Genomic DNA, 15,835 nt, shown 5'->3' with positions numbered 1-15,835 from the left:
AAAGTACATCCCATGAAAGACGAAACTCCCTCTGCGGCCGGCTTCTCGCACGAGAAGATCGAAACCAACAACTTCCTGATGATCATCCTGATCCTGCTGGTGATCGCCGTCGGCGGCCTGGTGGAAATCGTGCCGCTGTTCTTCCAGAAGTCGACCACCGCGCCGCTCGAAGGCGTCAAGCCCTATGGAGCGTTGCAACTAGCCGGCCGCGACATCTACCTGAGGGAAGGTTGCTATAACTGCCACTCGCAGATGATTCGCCCGTTTCGCGCAGAGACGCTGCGCTATGGTCACTATTCGGTGGCCGGGGAATTTGTCTACGACCATCCCTTCCAGTGGGGCAGCAAGCGCACCGGGCCCGACCTGCACCGCGTGGGCGGCAAGTACACCGACGAATGGCACCGTATCCACCTGAACAATCCGCGCGACCTGGTCCCTGAATCCAACATGCCGGCCTATAGCTGGCTGGAGAAGAAACCCGTCGACCCCGCCGACATGGCGCCCCGCATGACAGCACTGCGCAGGGTGGGGGTGCCTTATACCGACGCCGAAATCGCCGAGGCCGCCGGTGTGGTGAAGGGCAAGACGGAAATGGATGCCCTGGTGGCCTATCTGCAAGTTATGGGCAAGGCCCTGAAGTAAAGGAGAGCACCATGGACGTCAACACGCTGCGCATCATCGCAACCCTGCTGTGTTTTGCCACCTTCGTCGGCTTGCTGGTGTGGGCCTATTCCAGCCGCAACCACAAACGCTTTGAAGAGGACGCAAAGATCCCCTTCCTGCAGGACTAGGGGAACCGCGCCATGCAAACCCTCTTCACCGGTTTTTTCTTTACCGCACAACTCATCAGGTGTGACGTATGAGCGATTTCACTGACAACTTCTGGTCCTGGTATGTGGCCGCGCTGACCCTGGTCGGCATCCTCGGCGCCTTGGTCCTGCTGTGGGCCACGGCCCGCAAAAAGATGCCCGAGCGCAGCGACAACACGACGGGTCACGTCTGGGATGAAGACTTGCGCGAGTCCAACAACCCGATGCCGCGCTGGTGGATGTGGCTGTTCGTGATCAGCGTGATCTATTCCTTGCTCTACCTGGTCGCCTACCCGGGCCTTGGTGCTTACCCGGGCGAAATGGGCTGGAGCACGCGTGGCGAATACAACACCGCGATGGAAAACGCAAACAAGGAACTTGCGCCGCTGTATGCCGGCTTCACTGCCAAAGGCGCGGACGAACTCGCGGGTGATGCCAATGCCATGGCGGTGGGCGAGCGCCTCTTCATGAACAACTGCGCCCAGTGCCACGGCTCGGACGCACGCGGCAGCAAGGGTTTTCCCAACCTCGCTGACAACGATTGGCTGCACGGCGGCTCAACCGAAAAAATCAGGGAAACCTTGACCTTGGGTCGCAAGGGTCAGATGCCGCCCATGGCGGCCGCTGTAGGAACGCCTGATGATGTCAAGAACGTGGCGAATTATGTGCTGAGCCTTTCCGGTGGTCCCCACGATTCACTGCGCGCGCAGCTCGGCAAATCCAAATTCACCGCCTGCGCGGCCTGCCACGGCATGGACGGCAAGGGCAATACCGCGATAGGCGCGCCCAACCTTGCCGACGACATCTGGCTGCACGGCTGGGGAGAGCAGGCCATCGTTGACATTGTTAACAAAGGCAAAACCAACGAGATGCCTGCGCAGGCCGGCAAGCTCACGGAAGCGCAGATCCATGTGTTGACAGCTTACATCTGGGGACTCTCCAACAAAGCCGCTGCGGCAAAACTTTGAGGCGACAGTGACCCAGCTGCCACTGCGAAAAATCATTCCCATCGTGCCGGCGGCGGAGCCGGCAGGGGAGTCGCTGTACGAGGCGCAAAAGAAAATCTACCCGCGCTCCGTGAGCGGGCTTTTCGCGCGCTGGCGCTGGGCATTCGTCATCTTGACCCAGCTGTTTTTCTATGGCTTGCCGTGGCTACAGTGGGGGCAGCGCCAGGCGGTGCTGTTCGACCTGGAGGCGCGGCGCTTTTATCTATTCGGTTATGTGCTGTACCCGCAGGACTTCATCTACCTGACCGGCCTGCTGGTCGCCAGCGCTTTGTCGCTGTTCCTGTTCACGGCAGTGGCGGGCCGCCTGTGGTGCGGCTTTGCCTGCCCGCAGACGGTCTATACCGAAATCTTCCTCTGGATAGAGCGCAAGGTGGAGGGCGACCGCACGGCCAGGTTGCGGCTGGACGGCGCCCCTTTCTCCCTGGAAAAACTGGTCAAGAAGTGGTTCAAGCACATCCTCTGGATAGGTGTGGCGATGTGGACCGGCTTTACCTTTGTCGCTTATTTCGTGCCGGCCCGCGAGCTGATCCTGCAGTTCCTGCAGACCAAAATGGGTGGCTGGGAAATCTTCTGGGTCTTGTTTTACGGTTTCGCCACTTACGGCAATGCCGGTTTCCTGCGCGAGCAGGTGTGCAAATACATGTGCCCCTATGCGCGTTTTCAGAGCGCGATGTTCGACAAGGACACGCTGATCGTGAGTTACGACCCCGCGCGGGGTGAACCGCGCGGCGCCAGGTCGCGCCACGCCGACGCCTCGGCATTGTCTCTGGGCGCATGTGTCGATTGCACCCTGTGCGTGCAGGTCTGTCCAACGGGCATAGACATTCGCGAGGGCCTGCAGTATGAGTGCATAGGCTGCGCCGCCTGCGTGGACGTGTGTGACGGCGTGATGGACAAGATGGGTTATGCACGAGGCCTGATCCGCTTCACGACCCAGAACGCGCTGGCCGGGAAATGGAGCGCTTCGCGCATGCTGCGCCGGGTGCTGCGGCCGCGCGTGCTGGTCTACACCACGCTTCTGGGCGTGCTGTGCCTGGCGCTGCTGTGGAGCCTGGTGGCGCGCATGCCGCTGAAGGTTGACGTGGTGCGCGACCGCGCGGCGCTGTCGCGCATCGTTGCCGGTGGGCGGCTGGAAAACGTGTACCGCCTGCAGATCATGAACGCCACCGAGCAGCCGCAGCGCTACACGATTGCGGCTGCCGGACTGGAGGGCCTGACGGTCGCCTCCGAGGCCGAGGTCAGCGTGGGACCCACCGAATCCCGCTGGGTCGCGGTGCGGCTGCAGATTCCCTACGGCTCGGCGCCGGCCGGCTCGCACGCCATCGTGTTCCGTGTCGGCGATGAGAGCGGGCGCGCCCACGTCGAAGAAAAGTCCGTGTTCCTGGTTCCGCGATGAAAGGCCTTTCATGAATACCATTCCCACCCAAGCCTCCCCCTGGTGGAAGCACGGCCATGTCTGGCTGGTGATTTCCGGGCCCGCCGCCGTGGTCGTGGCAGGCGTGGTGACAGCCTTTCTGGCCGTCAAGTATCCGGATGCCGTGATAGGCGGACAGGAGCCGGCGCGGGCCTCGCGAACCAATGCGCTGCATCAACCCAGGGCGCTGGCGCCTGCCCTGGAGGGGCGCAACCACGCGGCCACACCCGACAAAACGGCTCGCCCCTGATCGCCTGCAACACAAAGAGGAGACGCCATGATTTCAGCCAACAAGATACTGGGCATCGCCTGGCCGGCCTTTCTGTCGGCCTGCCTGCTGGAACTGCTGCTCTTCGGACTGTTCGACCCTGAGGAAATGCTGCGTTACGGGCAACCCGCGGGGCTGTCCCGGCTGGCGCTGCAGACCGCCGCCTTTTTTGTATTCTGGCTTGCTTGCGCGGCCTCCAGCGCCTTGACGGTGCTGCTGATGGGGCCTGTGCCGGCTTCCGCAGAAAGGGCCGGGCGGTAAGATCGGGTTCCACTCCCGAAGCTGCCCATGTCCTTGTTCCCCCACATAGGTGACGCAGTGCCGAAGCGCCGGCGTTCCATGGCCATCGCGCTGGCCGTGATGGCAACCCTTACGCTGCTGGCCGCCGTCCATCTGGCATCCAGCCCGCAGTCGCTGCCGGGCCTGCCGCTGGTTACGGCGCTGGCCGCCGCCACTTGCGGCATCGCCTGGCTGCTGGCCGGGCGCGACGCGGCGCGAGACCGTATCGGCAAGCAAGCGCTGGAGGGCGCGGACGCGAGGCTGGCCGGCCTGCTGGATTCGGCCATGGACGCCATCATCACTGTGGACAAAGAACAGCACGTGATCCTCTACAACAAGGCCGCCGAGAAAATATTCGGCTGGCCCACGCGAGAGATGTTGGGCCAGCAGCTCACGCGCCTGATCCCGCAGCGGCACCAGGGCGCGCACGGCGAGCAGCTAAGGCGTTTCGGCCAGACCGGCACGACCTCGCGGCGCATGGGAGACGGCACGGTGCTTTACGGGCTCAGGGCCAGCGGCGAAGAGTTTCCCCTGGAAGCCTCGATCTCGCAGCTCGATACCACGCACGGCAAGCTTTACACCGTGATCCTGCGCGACGTGACCGAGCGCGTGCGCGCCAGCGAGGAACTGAGCGCCTTCGCCTCGGCGGCCCACGCCATCCGCGAGAGCGAGAAAACACGGATCGCGCGCGAGCTGCATGACGAACTCGCGCAGTCACTGACAGCGATCAAAATGGACGCCACCTGGATTCGGGAAGCCTTGTCCCCGGATGCGGGTGCCGTGCGGGCCAAACTCGACGACATGCTTGGCTTGCTGGACACCACGGTGGCCGCCACGCGCCGCATCGCGTCGGATTTGCGGCCGCTGCTGCTGGACGACCTGGGCCTGGTGCCGGCCATCCAATGGCTCACCCACAACTTCACCCAGCGCCATGCCGTGGCATGCAAACTGTCGCTGGACGAGGACGTTGAACTGGCCGAACCGTATGCCACGGCGGTATTCCGCATCGTGCAGGAGTCGCTTGTAAACGTGGCCAAGCACGCGGGTGCGTCGCAAGTCGAGGTGCGCATCGCGAGGACTGACGCGGCCGTGGTTCTCGAAGTGGTCGACGACGGTGCCGGATTCGCCCTGGACGCGCCGCGCAAGCCCAGTTCGCTGGGCCTGATGGGCCTGCACGAGCGGGCCCGCTTGCTGCAGGGAACGGTGGACATAGACACCGCGCCGGGCCAGGGCACCCGCATACGGGTTAGCATCCCGGTGCCCGAAACAGGAGACATTACGTGATCAGGATTGTGATTGCCGACGACCATTCAATCGTGCGGGAGGGGCTCAAGCGCATCGTGTCCTCCATCGAGGACATGGAGGTCGCCGGCGAGGCCGGCAACGGAACGGAAGTCATGCAGCGCGTGCGCGAGCTGGCCTTCGACGTGCTGGTGCTGGACCTCTCCATGCCGGGGCGCAGCGGCATGGAGCTCATCAAGCTGATTCGCGGCGAAAAACCGCAGCTGCGCATCCTGGTCCTGAGCATGCACCAGGAGCTGCAGTACGCCGTGCGCGCGATCAAGAACGGCGCCAGCGGCTACCTGACCAAAGAGAGCGCACCGGACCAGCTGGAGCAGGCCATACGCAAGGTCGCTTCGGGCGGCGCCTTCATCAGCGCCGAGGTGGCGGAACAGCTTGCGTTGGGCGCGATGCCCGGTAGCCAGGCGGTTCCGCACGAGAGCCTTTCCAACCGCGAGTTCGAGGTGCTGCAGCTGCTGGTGGCCGGCGTCTCTCTCACGGACATTGGCACGCGGCTGAACCTGTCGGTCAAGACCGTCAGCACCCACAAGACCAACCTCATGCAAAAAATGGGGCTGCAAAACCAGAGCGAACTGATCCGCTACGCCATCAAGCACGGGCTGGCCGAACCGCTGGACAGCTGAACGCTGAAAGCGGCCGCGCAAAGTGCATGGTGTTGACGAGGGTCAATACGGCCTTGGGTGCATCTGCCTACAGTCAGGGTATCCAAACTCTGCACCGGGAGGTGTTCCATGGGCAATGAACTGAAACAGCTGCTGGTCCACGCCGATGCCTCGCCGCAATTCGCGCAACGCCTTGAATTTGCCTGCCGGCTTGCCGCGCAGCATGGCGCCGGCATCACGGCGCTGTATGCATCGCCTTCGGCCTCGGAGGCGCTTCCCGTCGCCTCCGGCATCGGCGTCGGCCTGGCCGTGAGGCGGGAGAACGTGCAGGACACCGAACTGGCGCGGGCACGTTCGGTGTTCGAGCAGCTCAGGCCCGCGGGGTTGTCGGCCACCTGGGCTGAAGTTCATGAATTCCCGCTGGTGTCGGCCTTTGCCGAACAGGCGCTTTATGCCGACTTGCTGGTGCTGGGCCAGCACGGCCCGGGCGAGGGCTGGTCCACACTGATGCCGGCGGATTTTCCGGAGGCCGTGATCGCCCTGAGCGGGCGGCCGGCACTGGTGCTGCCCTACACGTCGGCAAAACCGGGTTTGCCGGGCAATGTGGTGATCGCCTGGAAGCCCACCCGCGGAGCCGCACGCGCGGTGACCGCGGCCCTGCCCATCCTGCGCAACGCAAACTCGGTGCATATCCTGAGCTGGGGCGTTGATGCCGTGGCGGCTACGGGCGCAGGTCCGAATATCGTCTCTTACCTGAAGATCCAAGGTGTCCAGGCCAGCTGGCACCGGGAAAATGTGGAAGGCGCGGAACCCGGGAACCTGGGCGACCTGCTGCTGTCGCGCGCGTTCGATCTGCAGGCGGACTTGCTGGTGATGGGCTGCTATGGCCGCGCCCGCGCCTATGAATGGGTATTGGGCGGCGCATCCCGGACCGTCCTCAAAAGCATGACGCTGCCGGTTTTGATGGCGCATTAAGCGGGCGCGCTGGTCGGTACAGGCTCGGAAATTTCCGAGTCTGGATCGGAGCGCCGGTGCCGGCGAACCAGCCTTATCCGAGCCGGCCTTTCAGCAAAAGACGATGTCCCTGCCGCGCCGCCTGCGCGACAGTAGAGGCATGCAACACACCGCTTCACCCACCCGGGTCTTTCTGGCCGACGATTCCGCGCTGAGCCGCCGCAGCGTTGCCGAAATGCTTACCGCCCGGGGCGTGGTGGTCGCGGGCCAGGCCGATACGCCGGAGTCTGCGGTCTCGGGCATCCTGGCGACGCAGCCCGATGTGGTGGTGCTTGACGTGCAATTCGAGAAGGGCACGGGCATGCAGGTGCTGCAGTCCATCCTCAAAACCACGCAAGACATTCCTTTCATCATCCTCAGCAACCATGCCGAGGCCGCCTACCGTGCGCGCTACCTGGCTGCGGGTGCTGCCTGCTTCCTCGATAAACACGCCGAGTTTTACCAACTCGGGGACACCGTGGCAATGCTTGCGCAGCCGCGGCGTGTGGATCAATCCGTTTCTTCCTCCCAATCCAAGGAGTCATCATGCCTGTAGCCTGTTCATCCACCAGCGGCACTTCATCCGTCGGCGGCATTTCTTCCGCCGCCATCCTGCCGCTGAAGACTCCCTGCTCGAACTGCAATCTGCGCGACCTTTGCCTGCCCTGCGGCATGAAGCCCGCCGATGTGGGGGGACTGGACGATCTCCACTTCAGCCGGATCAAGGTCAAGGCGGGGCAGACGCTCTACCATGAGGGCCAGGCTTTCCGCAACATTTATGCGGTGCGCATCGGCACCTTCAAATCCAGCCTCACGCTCGCGGACGGCCGTGAGCAGGTCAGCGGCTTCCAGATGGCCGGTGAGCTGATGGGCCTGGACGGTATTGCCAACGGCGCGTATGCCAGCAACTCCACCGCGCTCGAAGACACTGAAGTCTGCACCATTCCCTACGACCAGATCAGCGGCCTGGCCGCGACCAGTGCCGACATGCAGCAGGCCGTCGGCCGGCTGATGAGCCGGGAGATCGTCAAGGAACACAGCCTGATGATGCTGCTGGGCAGCATGAACGCCGAAGAGCGGCTGGCCGCCTTCCTGCTTAACCTGTCGCAGCGGCTCAAGTTACGCGGCTACTCGGCCAGCGAGTTTCACCTGCGCATGTCGCGTGCCGAAATCGGCAGCTACCTGGGCATGAAACTGGAGACCGTGAGCCGCACCTTTTCCGCTTTCCAGCAACAGGGCATCCTTGAAGTCGACAAGCGCCACATCCGCATCCTTGACCATGCGGCCCTCAAACAGGTCTTCGACACGCGCGTCCACTGACAACCTGTTTACGGCTTAAACGGGCCCGGCCATCCCTTGCGAGGTCGGATTGCCGGAAAAATCCGTCCATTGCCGCCCCTCGAAGTCGTAAAGCTTGCAGCGGCGCGCCGTGTCGAAGTACCAGTGCCATGAAAAGGGCTGTACAACGATGTGGCCGGGTAGCCTGGCCTCCAGGACGGCCTGGGCCTGCTTGAGGCGGTACAGCGGCACGCCCATGTCGACGTGGTGGGCGGTGTGCTCCATGATGTGGTGCAGCGCCGCGCCGAAAAACGAGTTGAAGGTCAGGTGCACGGTGGTGGAGACAAAGGGGTTTGCGTCGGACCAGCTCTTTTTGTTGTCGTACCAGGCGATCTGGGTGTGCGTGTGGTGCACGTAGACCACAAAGCCTATAAGGCCGTTCCACACCAGCAGCGGCAGGAAAAAGCCGACAGCCAAAAGCCAGAGCGCCGACTGGCCGGTAGACCATGCCGTGACCACAAGGCCCGCGACCCAGGCAGCGGCAGCGGCGGTGACCAGCAAGCTGTCCGCGACAAAAATGCCGCGCCGTGTGGGCATCACGGCTTTGGACGGGAAGTAAAGCCGCTTCCACCAGATTTCCACGAGGTAATAGAGCCAGGGCGCCCAGCCGCTGCGGTAGACGCGCTCCAGCCATCGCTTCCAGGCGGGCAGGCGTTCATAGGCCTCAAGAGTTGCGGGCTGCCAGACGAAATCAAAGCCGCTGAGGTTGGTGTAGCCGTGATGCACGATGTTGTGCCCGACGTCCCACAGGCTGTAGGGTGTGAGCGAGGGCAGAAAAAGCAGGCGGCCCAGCCAGCGGTTGAGTTTGCGGTGTGAGGTGAAGCTCTGGTGGCACGCATCGTGGCCGAGGATAAACAGCCTGGCGATCATGAACCCCGCCAGCAGGGCCATGAGCACCTGGAGGGCGGGGTGGTCCGCGAGCACCGCCCCGGCCATGCATGCAGCGAACAGGGCAAGGTCCATCAGGGCCAGCGCCAATGCAAGGCCGGTGTTTTTGGTCGAGACGGGAAGAAGCCAGGAACGCAGGACTTTTCGGTGCGGAAGAACAGTAGCTTGGGTTACTTGGATTGCTTGTGACAGGGACATGAGATGAAGGGTTGGCAGCCGGGGCCGTCCACCCAGGGCAATGGGGAAGCCGCCAGCTTACGGCGTGCCCTTCGCGGCGATTTGACGCAGGTCAAGAACAGGGCAAACGCGTCCGGCGGCCCCACCTTGCGCCCTCGTTGATCCACATCAACGCAGCCGGGGCGGAGGGGCGGCACAGTGGAGGCCTCACATTCCCTAAACATTCCATGCCCGCTGTATTACCCCAGGCCCTTCGACGGTTCGACATCACCGGGCCGCGCTACACCTCCTTTCCCACAGCGGACCGTTTTGTCGAGGCCTTTACCGCCGTCGACCATAGCCACGCGCTGGACGACAGACGCGTGCGGGCCGAGACATCGGCGGCGCCGCTGTCGCTGTATGTGCACATCCCGTTTTGCGAATCGCTGTGCTACTACTGCGCCTGCAACAAGATCATCACCAAGCAGCACAGCCGCGCCACCGCCTACCTGGGCTATCTTGAGCGCGAAGTGGCCCTGTACACGGCGCGACTGGGGCAGGGGCAGCCCGTTAGCCAGCTGCATCTGGGCGGGGGCACGCCGACTTTTTTGTCCGACGCGGAACTCGCACGGCTCATGGACATGCTCAGAGGCAACTTCGACATCGCGGCCAGTGCGGAAATGGCCATCGAGGTAGACCCACGCACTGTGGACAACACGCGCCTGGCCGCGCTGGCCGCCCTGGGCTTTAACCGACTGAGCTTCGGCGTCCAGGATTTTGACCCCGATGTGCAAAAAGCCGTGCACCGCGTCCAGCCCGCCGAACAGGTGTTCGCGCTGGTCGCGCAGGCGCGCGCGCTCGGGTTTGAATCCATCAATGTGGACCTGATCTACGGCTTGCCGCGGCAGACACAGACGTCCTTCGCGCGCACCATACGCCGGGTCGAGGAGCTCAGGCCGGACCGCATTGCCCTCTATGCCTATGCCCATTTGCCGGAGCGCTTCAAGCCGCAGCGGCACATCCCAACGGCGCTGCTGCCCGCGGCCGAGGACAAGGCCGCCATGCTGGCCGAGGCCATGCAGCGTTTGCAGGGCGCGGGTTACCGCTACATCGGCATGGACCACTTCGCGCTTGAGAACGACGCGCTGGCCGTGGCCAGCCGCGAGGGCCGGTTGCACCGCAACTTCCAGGGCTATAGCACCCAGCCCGACCGCGACCTGGTGGGTCTGGGCGTGTCGGCCATAGGCGCGGTCGGCGCCACCTACAGCCAGAATGCCAAGGACCTGGAGGAATACTGCGACCTGCTGGATCAGGGGCGCTTCCCGGTTACGCGCGGCCTGGCGCTAAGCCGGGACGACCTGGCGCGCCGCGCGGTGATCATGGCCATCATGTGCCAAGGCCGGGTCTGGTTCGAGTCGATAGAACTCGCCTGGATGCTGGACTTCAAGGCCTACTTCGCGCCCGAGCTCGAACGCCTGCGCGAACTGGAGCACGCCGGCCTGGTCGTGCTGTCTGACACCGGCATCGAAGTGACGCCCGAGGGGCGCTTCGTGCTGCGCGCGGTGGCCATGGTGTTCGACCGCTACCTGCAGTCCGACCTCAACCGCAGCCGGTTTTCGCGCATTATTTGATTGCGGCGCCGCCCATGTCTTACGCACTCGCCATGACGGCCTTGCTGATGGGGCTGGCCGGCGGACCGCATTGCGCCGTGATGTGCGGCGCTGCCTGTGGCGGTCTCCGGCGCGTGGGCCCGCAGCGGCAGGCACATTCACCGCTGGTCTTTCAGGCCGGGCGGCTTGTAGGCTATTCCACCGCGGGCGCGACGGCAGCCGTGGCGGTGCAAAGTTTTGCCTGGATTACGGAGCAGGCCGCCGTGGTCAAGCCGCTCTGGGTGCTGTTTCACCTGGCCGTGCTGGGCTGGGGCCTGATGCTGGTGGTGAAGGCCAGCCAGCCGGCCTGGGCCGACCGCGCGGGCCGCTCCGCGTGGTCCAGGGTGGGTGCCGTGGCCGCATCGCGCGGCGGCATGTTCTCGGTGGGCGCGTTGTGGGCCTTTATGCCCTGCAGCCTGCTTTATTCGGCGCTGCTGGTGGCGTCGCTCAGCGGCGGACCGCTGCAAGGTGCGCTGGCTATGGCGGCTTTTGCGGTAGGTAGCGGCGTCTCCCTGTTGCTGGCGCCGCAACTACTGGCTGGGCTTCGGCGCGCTGGCAATAGGCTGGGCGGGCAACTTGGCGTGCGCCTGGCTGGCGGGGTGTTGGTGCTTGCCGCCGTGCTCGGTTTGTGGGGCGACATGATGCACCGCATCGCGCAGTGGTGCGGGCTCGGCTGAGGCCATGCGGCGCCCGGCCTGTGTTCACCGGTGGCATCCGCCGCGGTGGCGATGGCATGCAGCGCTAAAAAAGAGCGTCACGGCGTGTTTGCTATCAATTTAATAGCTGTTTGCGCTCATCCGATAAGGGTTGATGGCTTTTTTCCTCAAGGGTGGCCTGACCCTCGCGCCCCGCCGCCTTCCAGCGTGATGAACACGTGGCGGTCGCTGACCGCATGATGGCCACGCGCGCGTCTTGCGCCTGCCGCGGCGCTGAGGGCCAGCGCCGCGAAGCCGCGGGCCGCCAAAAAGGCCAGGAAGGCCGTGCCGCTCAGGGGCCGGGCGAGCAAGGCACTGACGAAGCCCGGGCGACAAGGCTCCCAGTGCAGACTCACGCCCTGCGCGGTTCCTGCGGATTCAACCACTGCGTTCTTGTTGGTGCCAAGGCGCACGCGCTGGCCGGCTTCGATGAAATGATCCCCGGGATCGTTGTGGAGCGTCAGCCAGAGCCGGCCGTGCAGCACCGTCAGTTCGCCGCCGCGCCGCGGCAAACGCAGCGCTTGGCCGGGCACCAGGCGCCGGATGCCGCTGAGCGATACGGCGTCGTTTGATTTCGCATTCATCATCAGCCTCTTTGGATGTGGCAACCGCAGTCATAGCCCGGCAAGGGCGTGCAGCGCGGGGTTGTCGATCTGGCCGGCAAGCAGCTTCGCCGCCGCCGCGCTCGCACCGTCGCCGAGCGCCGCGCGGTGCAGGCAGGCGCGCACCGTCAGTTCGCGCATGCCGCTGCGCGCAGCGAGGTCCTGCATTTCGTTGATCCAGGCCGAGGCCTGGGGCATGGCTTGTGCCACAGCGACATCACACAGCGCGTCGAGGGCATATGCCTTGGCCCACAGGTAGGCATCAGGAAGGCGTATGCAGCGCGTCAATGCGTCAGCGAGTATTTCGACGGCGCGCTGCGGTTCCCCGCGCGCCATCGCCACGCGCCCCAGGCCTCGGCCGGCAATGCCTTCCCAGCATGGGTCGCTGAGCTGGCAGCCGAGCGCGAAGGCATGCTCGTAGCGGTTCGCGGCCGCATCCACGTCGCCGCGCAGCAGGTCGATCTCGGCCCGCAGCGATTGCGGCCACGGCACAAAGGCGGTCCAGCCTTGCCGGGCCAGTGCCACCGAGCGGTCCAGGGCGTCGGCGGCGGCCTCGGGTTCACCGTGCAGCAGCAGCGCGCGGCCCAGCATGGACAGCGCGTAGGCAAGTTGCCGGCTGTCGCCGACGCTAGCAGCCAGCACCTCTGCTTCGCGTAGCTGGCTGATGGCGGCTGTGTAATGCGCAGTGTCACTGAGCGCAGCGCCCTGCACGGTGGCAATGCGCGCTTGCTCCGCGTGGTCGCCGGCTGCCATCGGCGTCGCGCGTTGCAGCCAGGCCAGCGTGCGTTCATAGCGGCCGCGCAGGAATTCGACGTAGCCGAGCTCGCGGCACGCGGCGGCGGCGAGTGCCGGCGAAGCCTCGTGGCCGACCTCCAGTGCTTCGTGAAGCGCCGTAGCGCCCTCTTCGTCGCGTCCGCGGGCGGCATGCACCAGCGCGCCGCCCAGGGCCACACGCGTGCGCGCGCGCAGCGCCGCGTCGCCGGTGGCATCGGCTTCCACGATCGCGCGGCGCAGGCATTGCAGGCCGGCATCGAGCGCGCCGGCGCTGATCGCCGCCTCCCCGGCTTCCAGCTGTGCCAGCGCCGCGGCGCGCCCGGTGGCGGGCCGCGCGGTGGGCGCTGCGGTGAGCGTGCGCAGGGCGGCGTCCAGCGTGGCGCCGGGTTGCACGCCGAGTTCGCGCTGGAACAATTCACGGCAGGCTGCGGCCTGGCGCGCGGCGCCCACGCCGTCACCCGCGGCCGCGAGGCTGCGCACCAGCAAAGCCTGGTAGTTCTCGTCAAGCGGGTTGTGCCGTACCAGTCGGCCGGCCAGCGCGGCTGCTTCTGTCATGGCGCCCGCGGCCATGCGAGCCAGTGCGGCTTCGCGCAGCACGGCTTCGGCGGCGGCCTGCAGATGGCGGCGCTCCGTGGCAAGCCAGACCTCGAAGGCCGGGCTGCCGGAAAAATTCATGCCTTCCAGCAACTCGTGATCCAGGCCGGGCACATACAGGGCTTGCGCCCAGCTACCCGACAGCACGGCGCTGAGGTCGACGTAGGTGGCAGGCTCCAGTGAAAGCGCCAGCAGATCGCCGCGCAAATCTGCGGTGCCGAGCAGGCGCCGCAGCTCGCTAAGGTTCCAGCGCAGGGCGGCCAGCGGATCTTCGGCATCCTCGAACAGCAGCTGCGCCAGGTGCTTGCGGCTGACCGGCGCATCGCTGCGGACCAGGTAGGCGAGCAGGCCCCAGACTTTGTGCCCGCGTGGCGCCGGCACGGGCTGGCCTCCGCGCTCCGCCCGCGGCGGGCCGAGCAGGTGGATGGCCAGCCCCAAAGGCGGCGCGTCGTTCGGGGCTGGCGAGTTCACCGGCGGCCTCAGGCTTCGGCGGTGGTGGGGTCTATGGTGGTGGTGACTCGCGAGACGGTGTCCGCCGGAAAGCCACCCCTGCGCGCGTGTTCCTTCACGAGTTCCTCGCTGGCCGCGTTGTAGATGCAGTACATCTTGCCGCCCGTCACATAGCTTTGCACCCACTGCACATCAGGCCCCAGTTCCTGCAGCACACCGCAGGATTTCTGGGAGATGGATTGCAGCTCGGCGGGCTTCAGGGTCCCGAGTCCGGGGATGGCACGTTCGATCACGAATTTGGGCATAACAGGCTCCGTTAAGTTAGTGGAGACCCGAAGATAGGCAGTGTACGTGTGAGCCGGCGTGTGAGAAAGACGCCCGGATCGAATCAATAAGGGGAATGGCGCGGTGTCGGCCTATCCGATTTGTACCCGTTTTCTTACAAATCGGCCGGAGCGGATGCGTTGTTCGTGGATAGCATCGGAGTGTGTGCCCCCTGACCGGCTGCTGCAACATCCCCCACTTTCAAAAAAACATGATGAATCGCTCCCCTTTGCTCCTTTTGCCACACCGAGTTCTGCGCGGAGCTGCTATTGCGGCTGCCGGGCTGTGCGCGGCCCTGCCGGCCTTTGCCGGCGGCAACACTGAGCCGCTCACCGACATCCTTTCTTCGCCGGGCAGTGTCGGGCTGGGCCTCGTGACCCGGATCGAGCGTTCGCCCTACAAGGATGCCGGCACGCGCTACGACCTGTTGCCGCTTTACCTGTATGAGGGCGAGCGGCTTTTCCTGCATGCCAACCGGGGCGGCATCAAGCTGCTCAACGGCACCGAGCGGCGCCTGGACCTTTTTGTGGAGCAGCGCCTGGAGGGCTTTCCGACCGAGCGCCTGCCCGCCAGCCTGGCCGGCATGTCGCCGCGCGACTCGGGCCTGGACCTGGGCCTGGCCTACCGCTGGCGCCAGCCCTGGGGCACGTTGCAGGCGGAGCTGGTGCATGACATCAGCAACACCTACAAGGGCAACGAGTTCCGTCTGGGCTACACCTACGACTGGCGCTCGGGCCCCTGGATGTTGCGCCCCAGTGTGACCGTGGGGGTGCGCGACGCCAGGCTCAACAACTATTACTACGGCGTGCAGGCCAGTGAGGCAACGGCCGGGCGGCCTGCTTATGCGCCGGGCTCGGGCGTGCAGACCTCGATTGGCCTTTACGGCTCTTATGACCTCACGGAGCGCTGGCGCCTGCTGGCCGGTGTGTCGGCCACCTTGCTGGACAACAAGACCAAGAACAGCCCCATCGTGCAAAAGAGCGTGCTGCCCGCCGTGTATATCGGCGCGGCCTATGACTTTGGCGGCCACAAGCGCGAGTGGGCAGAAGACGGCTCGCCCACCTACTTCAAGCTGCTGTACGGCAAGTCAACCGAAGATGGCTGCCACCTGGCCAAGATCATCACGGCGCAGTGCCTGTCGACGGCGAAGGTCAATTCGACCCGCATCACCGGCATTCAGGTGGGCAAGCCCTTCCTGAACAACGTGAACGGCTGGCCGCTCGACTTCATCGGCTACGTGGGCCTCACGCACCACAACGAGCGGGGCCTGCAGGCCAATGGCGTGCAACTGGACCTGTTCATGAAAGCCGTTTACTCGGGCTTCCCGTGGAGCGACCGGGTCAAGACGCGGCTGGGATTGGGCGTGGGCGTCTCCATGGCGCAGCGGGCGCCTTACATCGAGTCGTCCAGCCTGGCGGCAAACGGCAAGTCGGCCTCGCGCATGCTTAACTACCTGGACCCGACCATTGACGTGAGCCTGGGCGACCTGATCGGCTACCGGCCGCTCAAGGACACCTTTATAGGCTTTGGTGTGTCGCACCGCTCGGGCATTTTTGGTTCGTCGCGCCTGCTGGGCAACGTCAACGGCGGCTCCAACTACATTTACACCTACGTTGAAACCGCGCTTTGAGTCGTTTTGCTATTGATTTAATAGCTGCTTGCGCAATACCATAATGGCTTTCGGCCTGATT

General features: G+C 64.8%; 18 protein-coding genes. 14 read left to right on the top strand and 4 right to left on the bottom strand.

The features are described from left to right. Positions 1-12: 12 nt before the first annotated feature. The 11 genes from ccoO to AC1DZE_RS05485 all read left to right on the top strand — a co-directional run bounded on the left by ccoO (position 13) and on the right by AC1DZE_RS05485 (position 7,994). Positions 13-642, top strand: a complete 630-nt coding sequence (gene ccoO, locus AC1DZE_RS05535) for a cytochrome-c oxidase, cbb3-type subunit II (RefSeq protein ID WP_457281526.1) — start codon at positions 13-15, stop codon at positions 640-642. Positions 643-653: 11 nt separating this feature from the next. Further along, on the top strand, positions 654-791 hold the full coding sequence (locus AC1DZE_RS05530) for a cbb3-type cytochrome oxidase subunit 3 (RefSeq protein ID WP_477668804.1): 138 nt from the start codon (positions 654-656) through the stop codon (positions 789-791). A gap of 68 nt (positions 792-859) precedes the next feature. Continuing rightward, positions 860-1,777 (top strand): cytochrome-c oxidase, cbb3-type subunit III, encoded by a 918-nt coding sequence (gene ccoP, locus AC1DZE_RS05525; protein WP_477668803.1) that lies wholly within the window; start codon positions 860-862, stop codon positions 1,775-1,777. A gap of 7 nt (positions 1,778-1,784) precedes the next feature. Continuing rightward, positions 1,785-3,212 carry a cytochrome c oxidase accessory protein CcoG gene (gene ccoG / locus AC1DZE_RS05520; RefSeq protein WP_477668802.1) on the top strand — a complete coding sequence of 476 codons (1,428 nt, stop codon included), beginning with the start codon at positions 1,785-1,787 and terminating at the stop codon, positions 3,210-3,212. A gap of 10 nt (positions 3,213-3,222) precedes the next feature. Then, positions 3,223-3,480: a nitrogen fixation protein FixH gene (locus AC1DZE_RS05515; RefSeq protein ID WP_477671795.1), complete on the top strand. Its 258-nt coding sequence runs from the start codon at positions 3,223-3,225 to the stop codon at positions 3,478-3,480. Between the two features lie 27 nt (positions 3,481-3,507). Next, the gene (locus AC1DZE_RS05510; RefSeq protein ID WP_457281521.1) at positions 3,508-3,759 is read left to right on the top strand and encodes a hypothetical protein; all 252 of its coding nucleotides are present in this window, start codon (positions 3,508-3,510) and stop codon (positions 3,757-3,759) included. Between the two features lie 27 nt (positions 3,760-3,786). Next, a complete protein-coding gene (locus tag AC1DZE_RS05505; RefSeq protein ID WP_477671794.1) occupies positions 3,787-5,061 on the top strand; it encodes a PAS domain-containing sensor histidine kinase in 1,275 nt (424 codons plus the stop codon). Beyond that, positions 5,058-5,702 (top strand): response regulator, encoded by a 645-nt coding sequence (locus AC1DZE_RS05500; protein ID WP_477668799.1) that lies wholly within the window; start codon positions 5,058-5,060, stop codon positions 5,700-5,702. The genes AC1DZE_RS05505 and AC1DZE_RS05500 overlap by 4 nt, the downstream gene beginning before the upstream one ends. 108 nt (positions 5,703-5,810) lie before the next feature. Beyond that, a complete protein-coding gene (locus tag AC1DZE_RS05495) occupies positions 5,811-6,656 on the top strand; it encodes a universal stress protein (RefSeq protein WP_477671793.1) in 846 nt (281 codons plus the stop codon). Between the two features lie 139 nt (positions 6,657-6,795). After that, entirely contained in the window at positions 6,796-7,230 is a 435-nt protein-coding gene (locus AC1DZE_RS05490) for a response regulator (protein WP_477668797.1), read from the top strand. Further along, positions 7,221-7,994 (top strand): helix-turn-helix domain-containing protein, encoded by a 774-nt coding sequence (locus tag AC1DZE_RS05485; protein ID WP_477668796.1) that lies wholly within the window; start codon positions 7,221-7,223, stop codon positions 7,992-7,994. The genes AC1DZE_RS05490 and AC1DZE_RS05485 overlap by 10 nt, the downstream gene beginning before the upstream one ends. A gap of 15 nt (positions 7,995-8,009) precedes the next feature. Here AC1DZE_RS05485 and AC1DZE_RS05480 read toward each other — a convergent pair whose 3' ends face one another. Next, complete coding sequence (locus AC1DZE_RS05480; protein WP_477699857.1) at positions 8,010-9,098, bottom strand: fatty acid desaturase; 1,089 nt, start codon at positions 9,096-9,098, stop codon at positions 8,010-8,012. Between the two features lie 206 nt (positions 9,099-9,304). Between AC1DZE_RS05480 and hemN the strand changes: the two genes are divergently transcribed. Both hemN and AC1DZE_RS05470 read left to right on the top strand, forming a co-directional pair. After that, positions 9,305-10,687: an oxygen-independent coproporphyrinogen III oxidase gene (hemN, locus tag AC1DZE_RS05475; RefSeq protein ID WP_477671790.1), complete on the top strand. Its 1,383-nt coding sequence runs from the start codon at positions 9,305-9,307 to the stop codon at positions 10,685-10,687. A 14-nt stretch (positions 10,688-10,701) separates the two neighbouring features. After that, on the top strand, positions 10,702-11,382 hold the full coding sequence (locus tag AC1DZE_RS05470) for a sulfite exporter TauE/SafE family protein (RefSeq protein WP_477671789.1): 681 nt from the start codon (positions 10,702-10,704) through the stop codon (positions 11,380-11,382). Between the two features lie 146 nt (positions 11,383-11,528). Here AC1DZE_RS05470 and AC1DZE_RS05465 read toward each other — a convergent pair whose 3' ends face one another. Genes AC1DZE_RS05465 through AC1DZE_RS05455 form a run of 3 tightly spaced genes read right to left on the bottom strand, consistent with a single transcriptional unit; the run spans position 11,529 to position 14,125 of the window. Next, positions 11,529-11,984 carry a DUF2917 domain-containing protein gene (locus tag AC1DZE_RS05465; protein ID WP_477668792.1) on the bottom strand — a complete coding sequence of 152 codons (456 nt, stop codon included), beginning with the start codon at positions 11,982-11,984 and terminating at the stop codon, positions 11,529-11,531. Positions 11,985-12,014: 30 nt separating this feature from the next. After that, a complete protein-coding gene (locus AC1DZE_RS05460; RefSeq protein ID WP_477668791.1) occupies positions 12,015-13,841 on the bottom strand; it encodes an AfsR/SARP family transcriptional regulator in 1,827 nt (608 codons plus the stop codon). An 8-nt stretch (positions 13,842-13,849) separates the two neighbouring features. Then, a complete protein-coding gene (locus AC1DZE_RS05455; RefSeq protein ID WP_477671788.1) occupies positions 13,850-14,125 on the bottom strand; it encodes a DUF4242 domain-containing protein in 276 nt (91 codons plus the stop codon). A 230-nt stretch (positions 14,126-14,355) separates the two neighbouring features. On the opposite strand from AC1DZE_RS05455, the gene AC1DZE_RS05450 reads away from it, so the two are divergent. Beyond that, positions 14,356-15,774, top strand: a complete 1,419-nt coding sequence (locus tag AC1DZE_RS05450) for a MipA/OmpV family protein (RefSeq protein ID WP_477699856.1) — start codon at positions 14,356-14,358, stop codon at positions 15,772-15,774. The last annotated feature ends 61 nt before the right edge of the window (positions 15,775-15,835 follow it).

The sequence above is a fragment of the Polaromonas sp. P1_F1 genome (genome assembly GCF_056405795.1).
Note: the sequence above shows the minus strand (reverse complement) of the source record. Positions and strands in the feature narration are given on the sequence as shown.

Excerpts from the sequence above, each read along its gene's own strand:
- ccoO (WP_457281526.1), top strand. The coding sequence starts at position 13 with ATGAAAGACGAAACTCCCTCTGCGGCCGGCTTCTCGCACGAGAAGATC.
- AC1DZE_RS05530 (WP_477668804.1), top strand. The coding sequence starts at position 654 with ATGGACGTCAACACGCTGCGCATCATCGCAACCCTGCTGTGTTTTGCC.
- ccoP (WP_477668803.1), top strand. The coding sequence starts at position 860 with ATGAGCGATTTCACTGACAACTTCTGGTCCTGGTATGTGGCCGCGCTG.
- AC1DZE_RS05515 (WP_477671795.1), top strand. The coding sequence starts at position 3,223 with ATGAATACCATTCCCACCCAAGCCTCCCCCTGGTGGAAGCACGGCCAT.
- AC1DZE_RS05510 (WP_457281521.1), top strand. The coding sequence starts at position 3,508 with ATGATTTCAGCCAACAAGATACTGGGCATCGCCTGGCCGGCCTTTCTG.
- AC1DZE_RS05505 (WP_477671794.1), top strand. The coding sequence starts at position 3,787 with ATGTCCTTGTTCCCCCACATAGGTGACGCAGTGCCGAAGCGCCGGCGT.
- AC1DZE_RS05495 (WP_477671793.1), top strand. The coding sequence starts at position 5,811 with ATGGGCAATGAACTGAAACAGCTGCTGGTCCACGCCGATGCCTCGCCG.
- AC1DZE_RS05490 (WP_477668797.1), top strand. The coding sequence starts at position 6,796 with ATGCAACACACCGCTTCACCCACCCGGGTCTTTCTGGCCGACGATTCC.
- AC1DZE_RS05485 (WP_477668796.1), top strand. The coding sequence starts at position 7,221 with ATGCCTGTAGCCTGTTCATCCACCAGCGGCACTTCATCCGTCGGCGGC.
- AC1DZE_RS05480 (WP_477699857.1), bottom strand. The coding sequence starts at position 9,098 with ATGTCCCTGTCACAAGCAATCCAAGTAACCCAAGCTACTGTTCTTCCG.
- hemN (WP_477671790.1), top strand. The coding sequence starts at position 9,305 with ATGCCCGCTGTATTACCCCAGGCCCTTCGACGGTTCGACATCACCGGG.
- AC1DZE_RS05470 (WP_477671789.1), top strand. The coding sequence starts at position 10,702 with ATGTCTTACGCACTCGCCATGACGGCCTTGCTGATGGGGCTGGCCGGC.
- AC1DZE_RS05465 (WP_477668792.1), bottom strand. The coding sequence starts at position 11,984 with ATGAATGCGAAATCAAACGACGCCGTATCGCTCAGCGGCATCCGGCGC.
- AC1DZE_RS05455 (WP_477671788.1), bottom strand. The coding sequence starts at position 14,125 with ATGCCCAAATTCGTGATCGAACGTGCCATCCCCGGACTCGGGACCCTG.
- AC1DZE_RS05450 (WP_477699856.1), top strand. The coding sequence starts at position 14,356 with ATGATGAATCGCTCCCCTTTGCTCCTTTTGCCACACCGAGTTCTGCGC.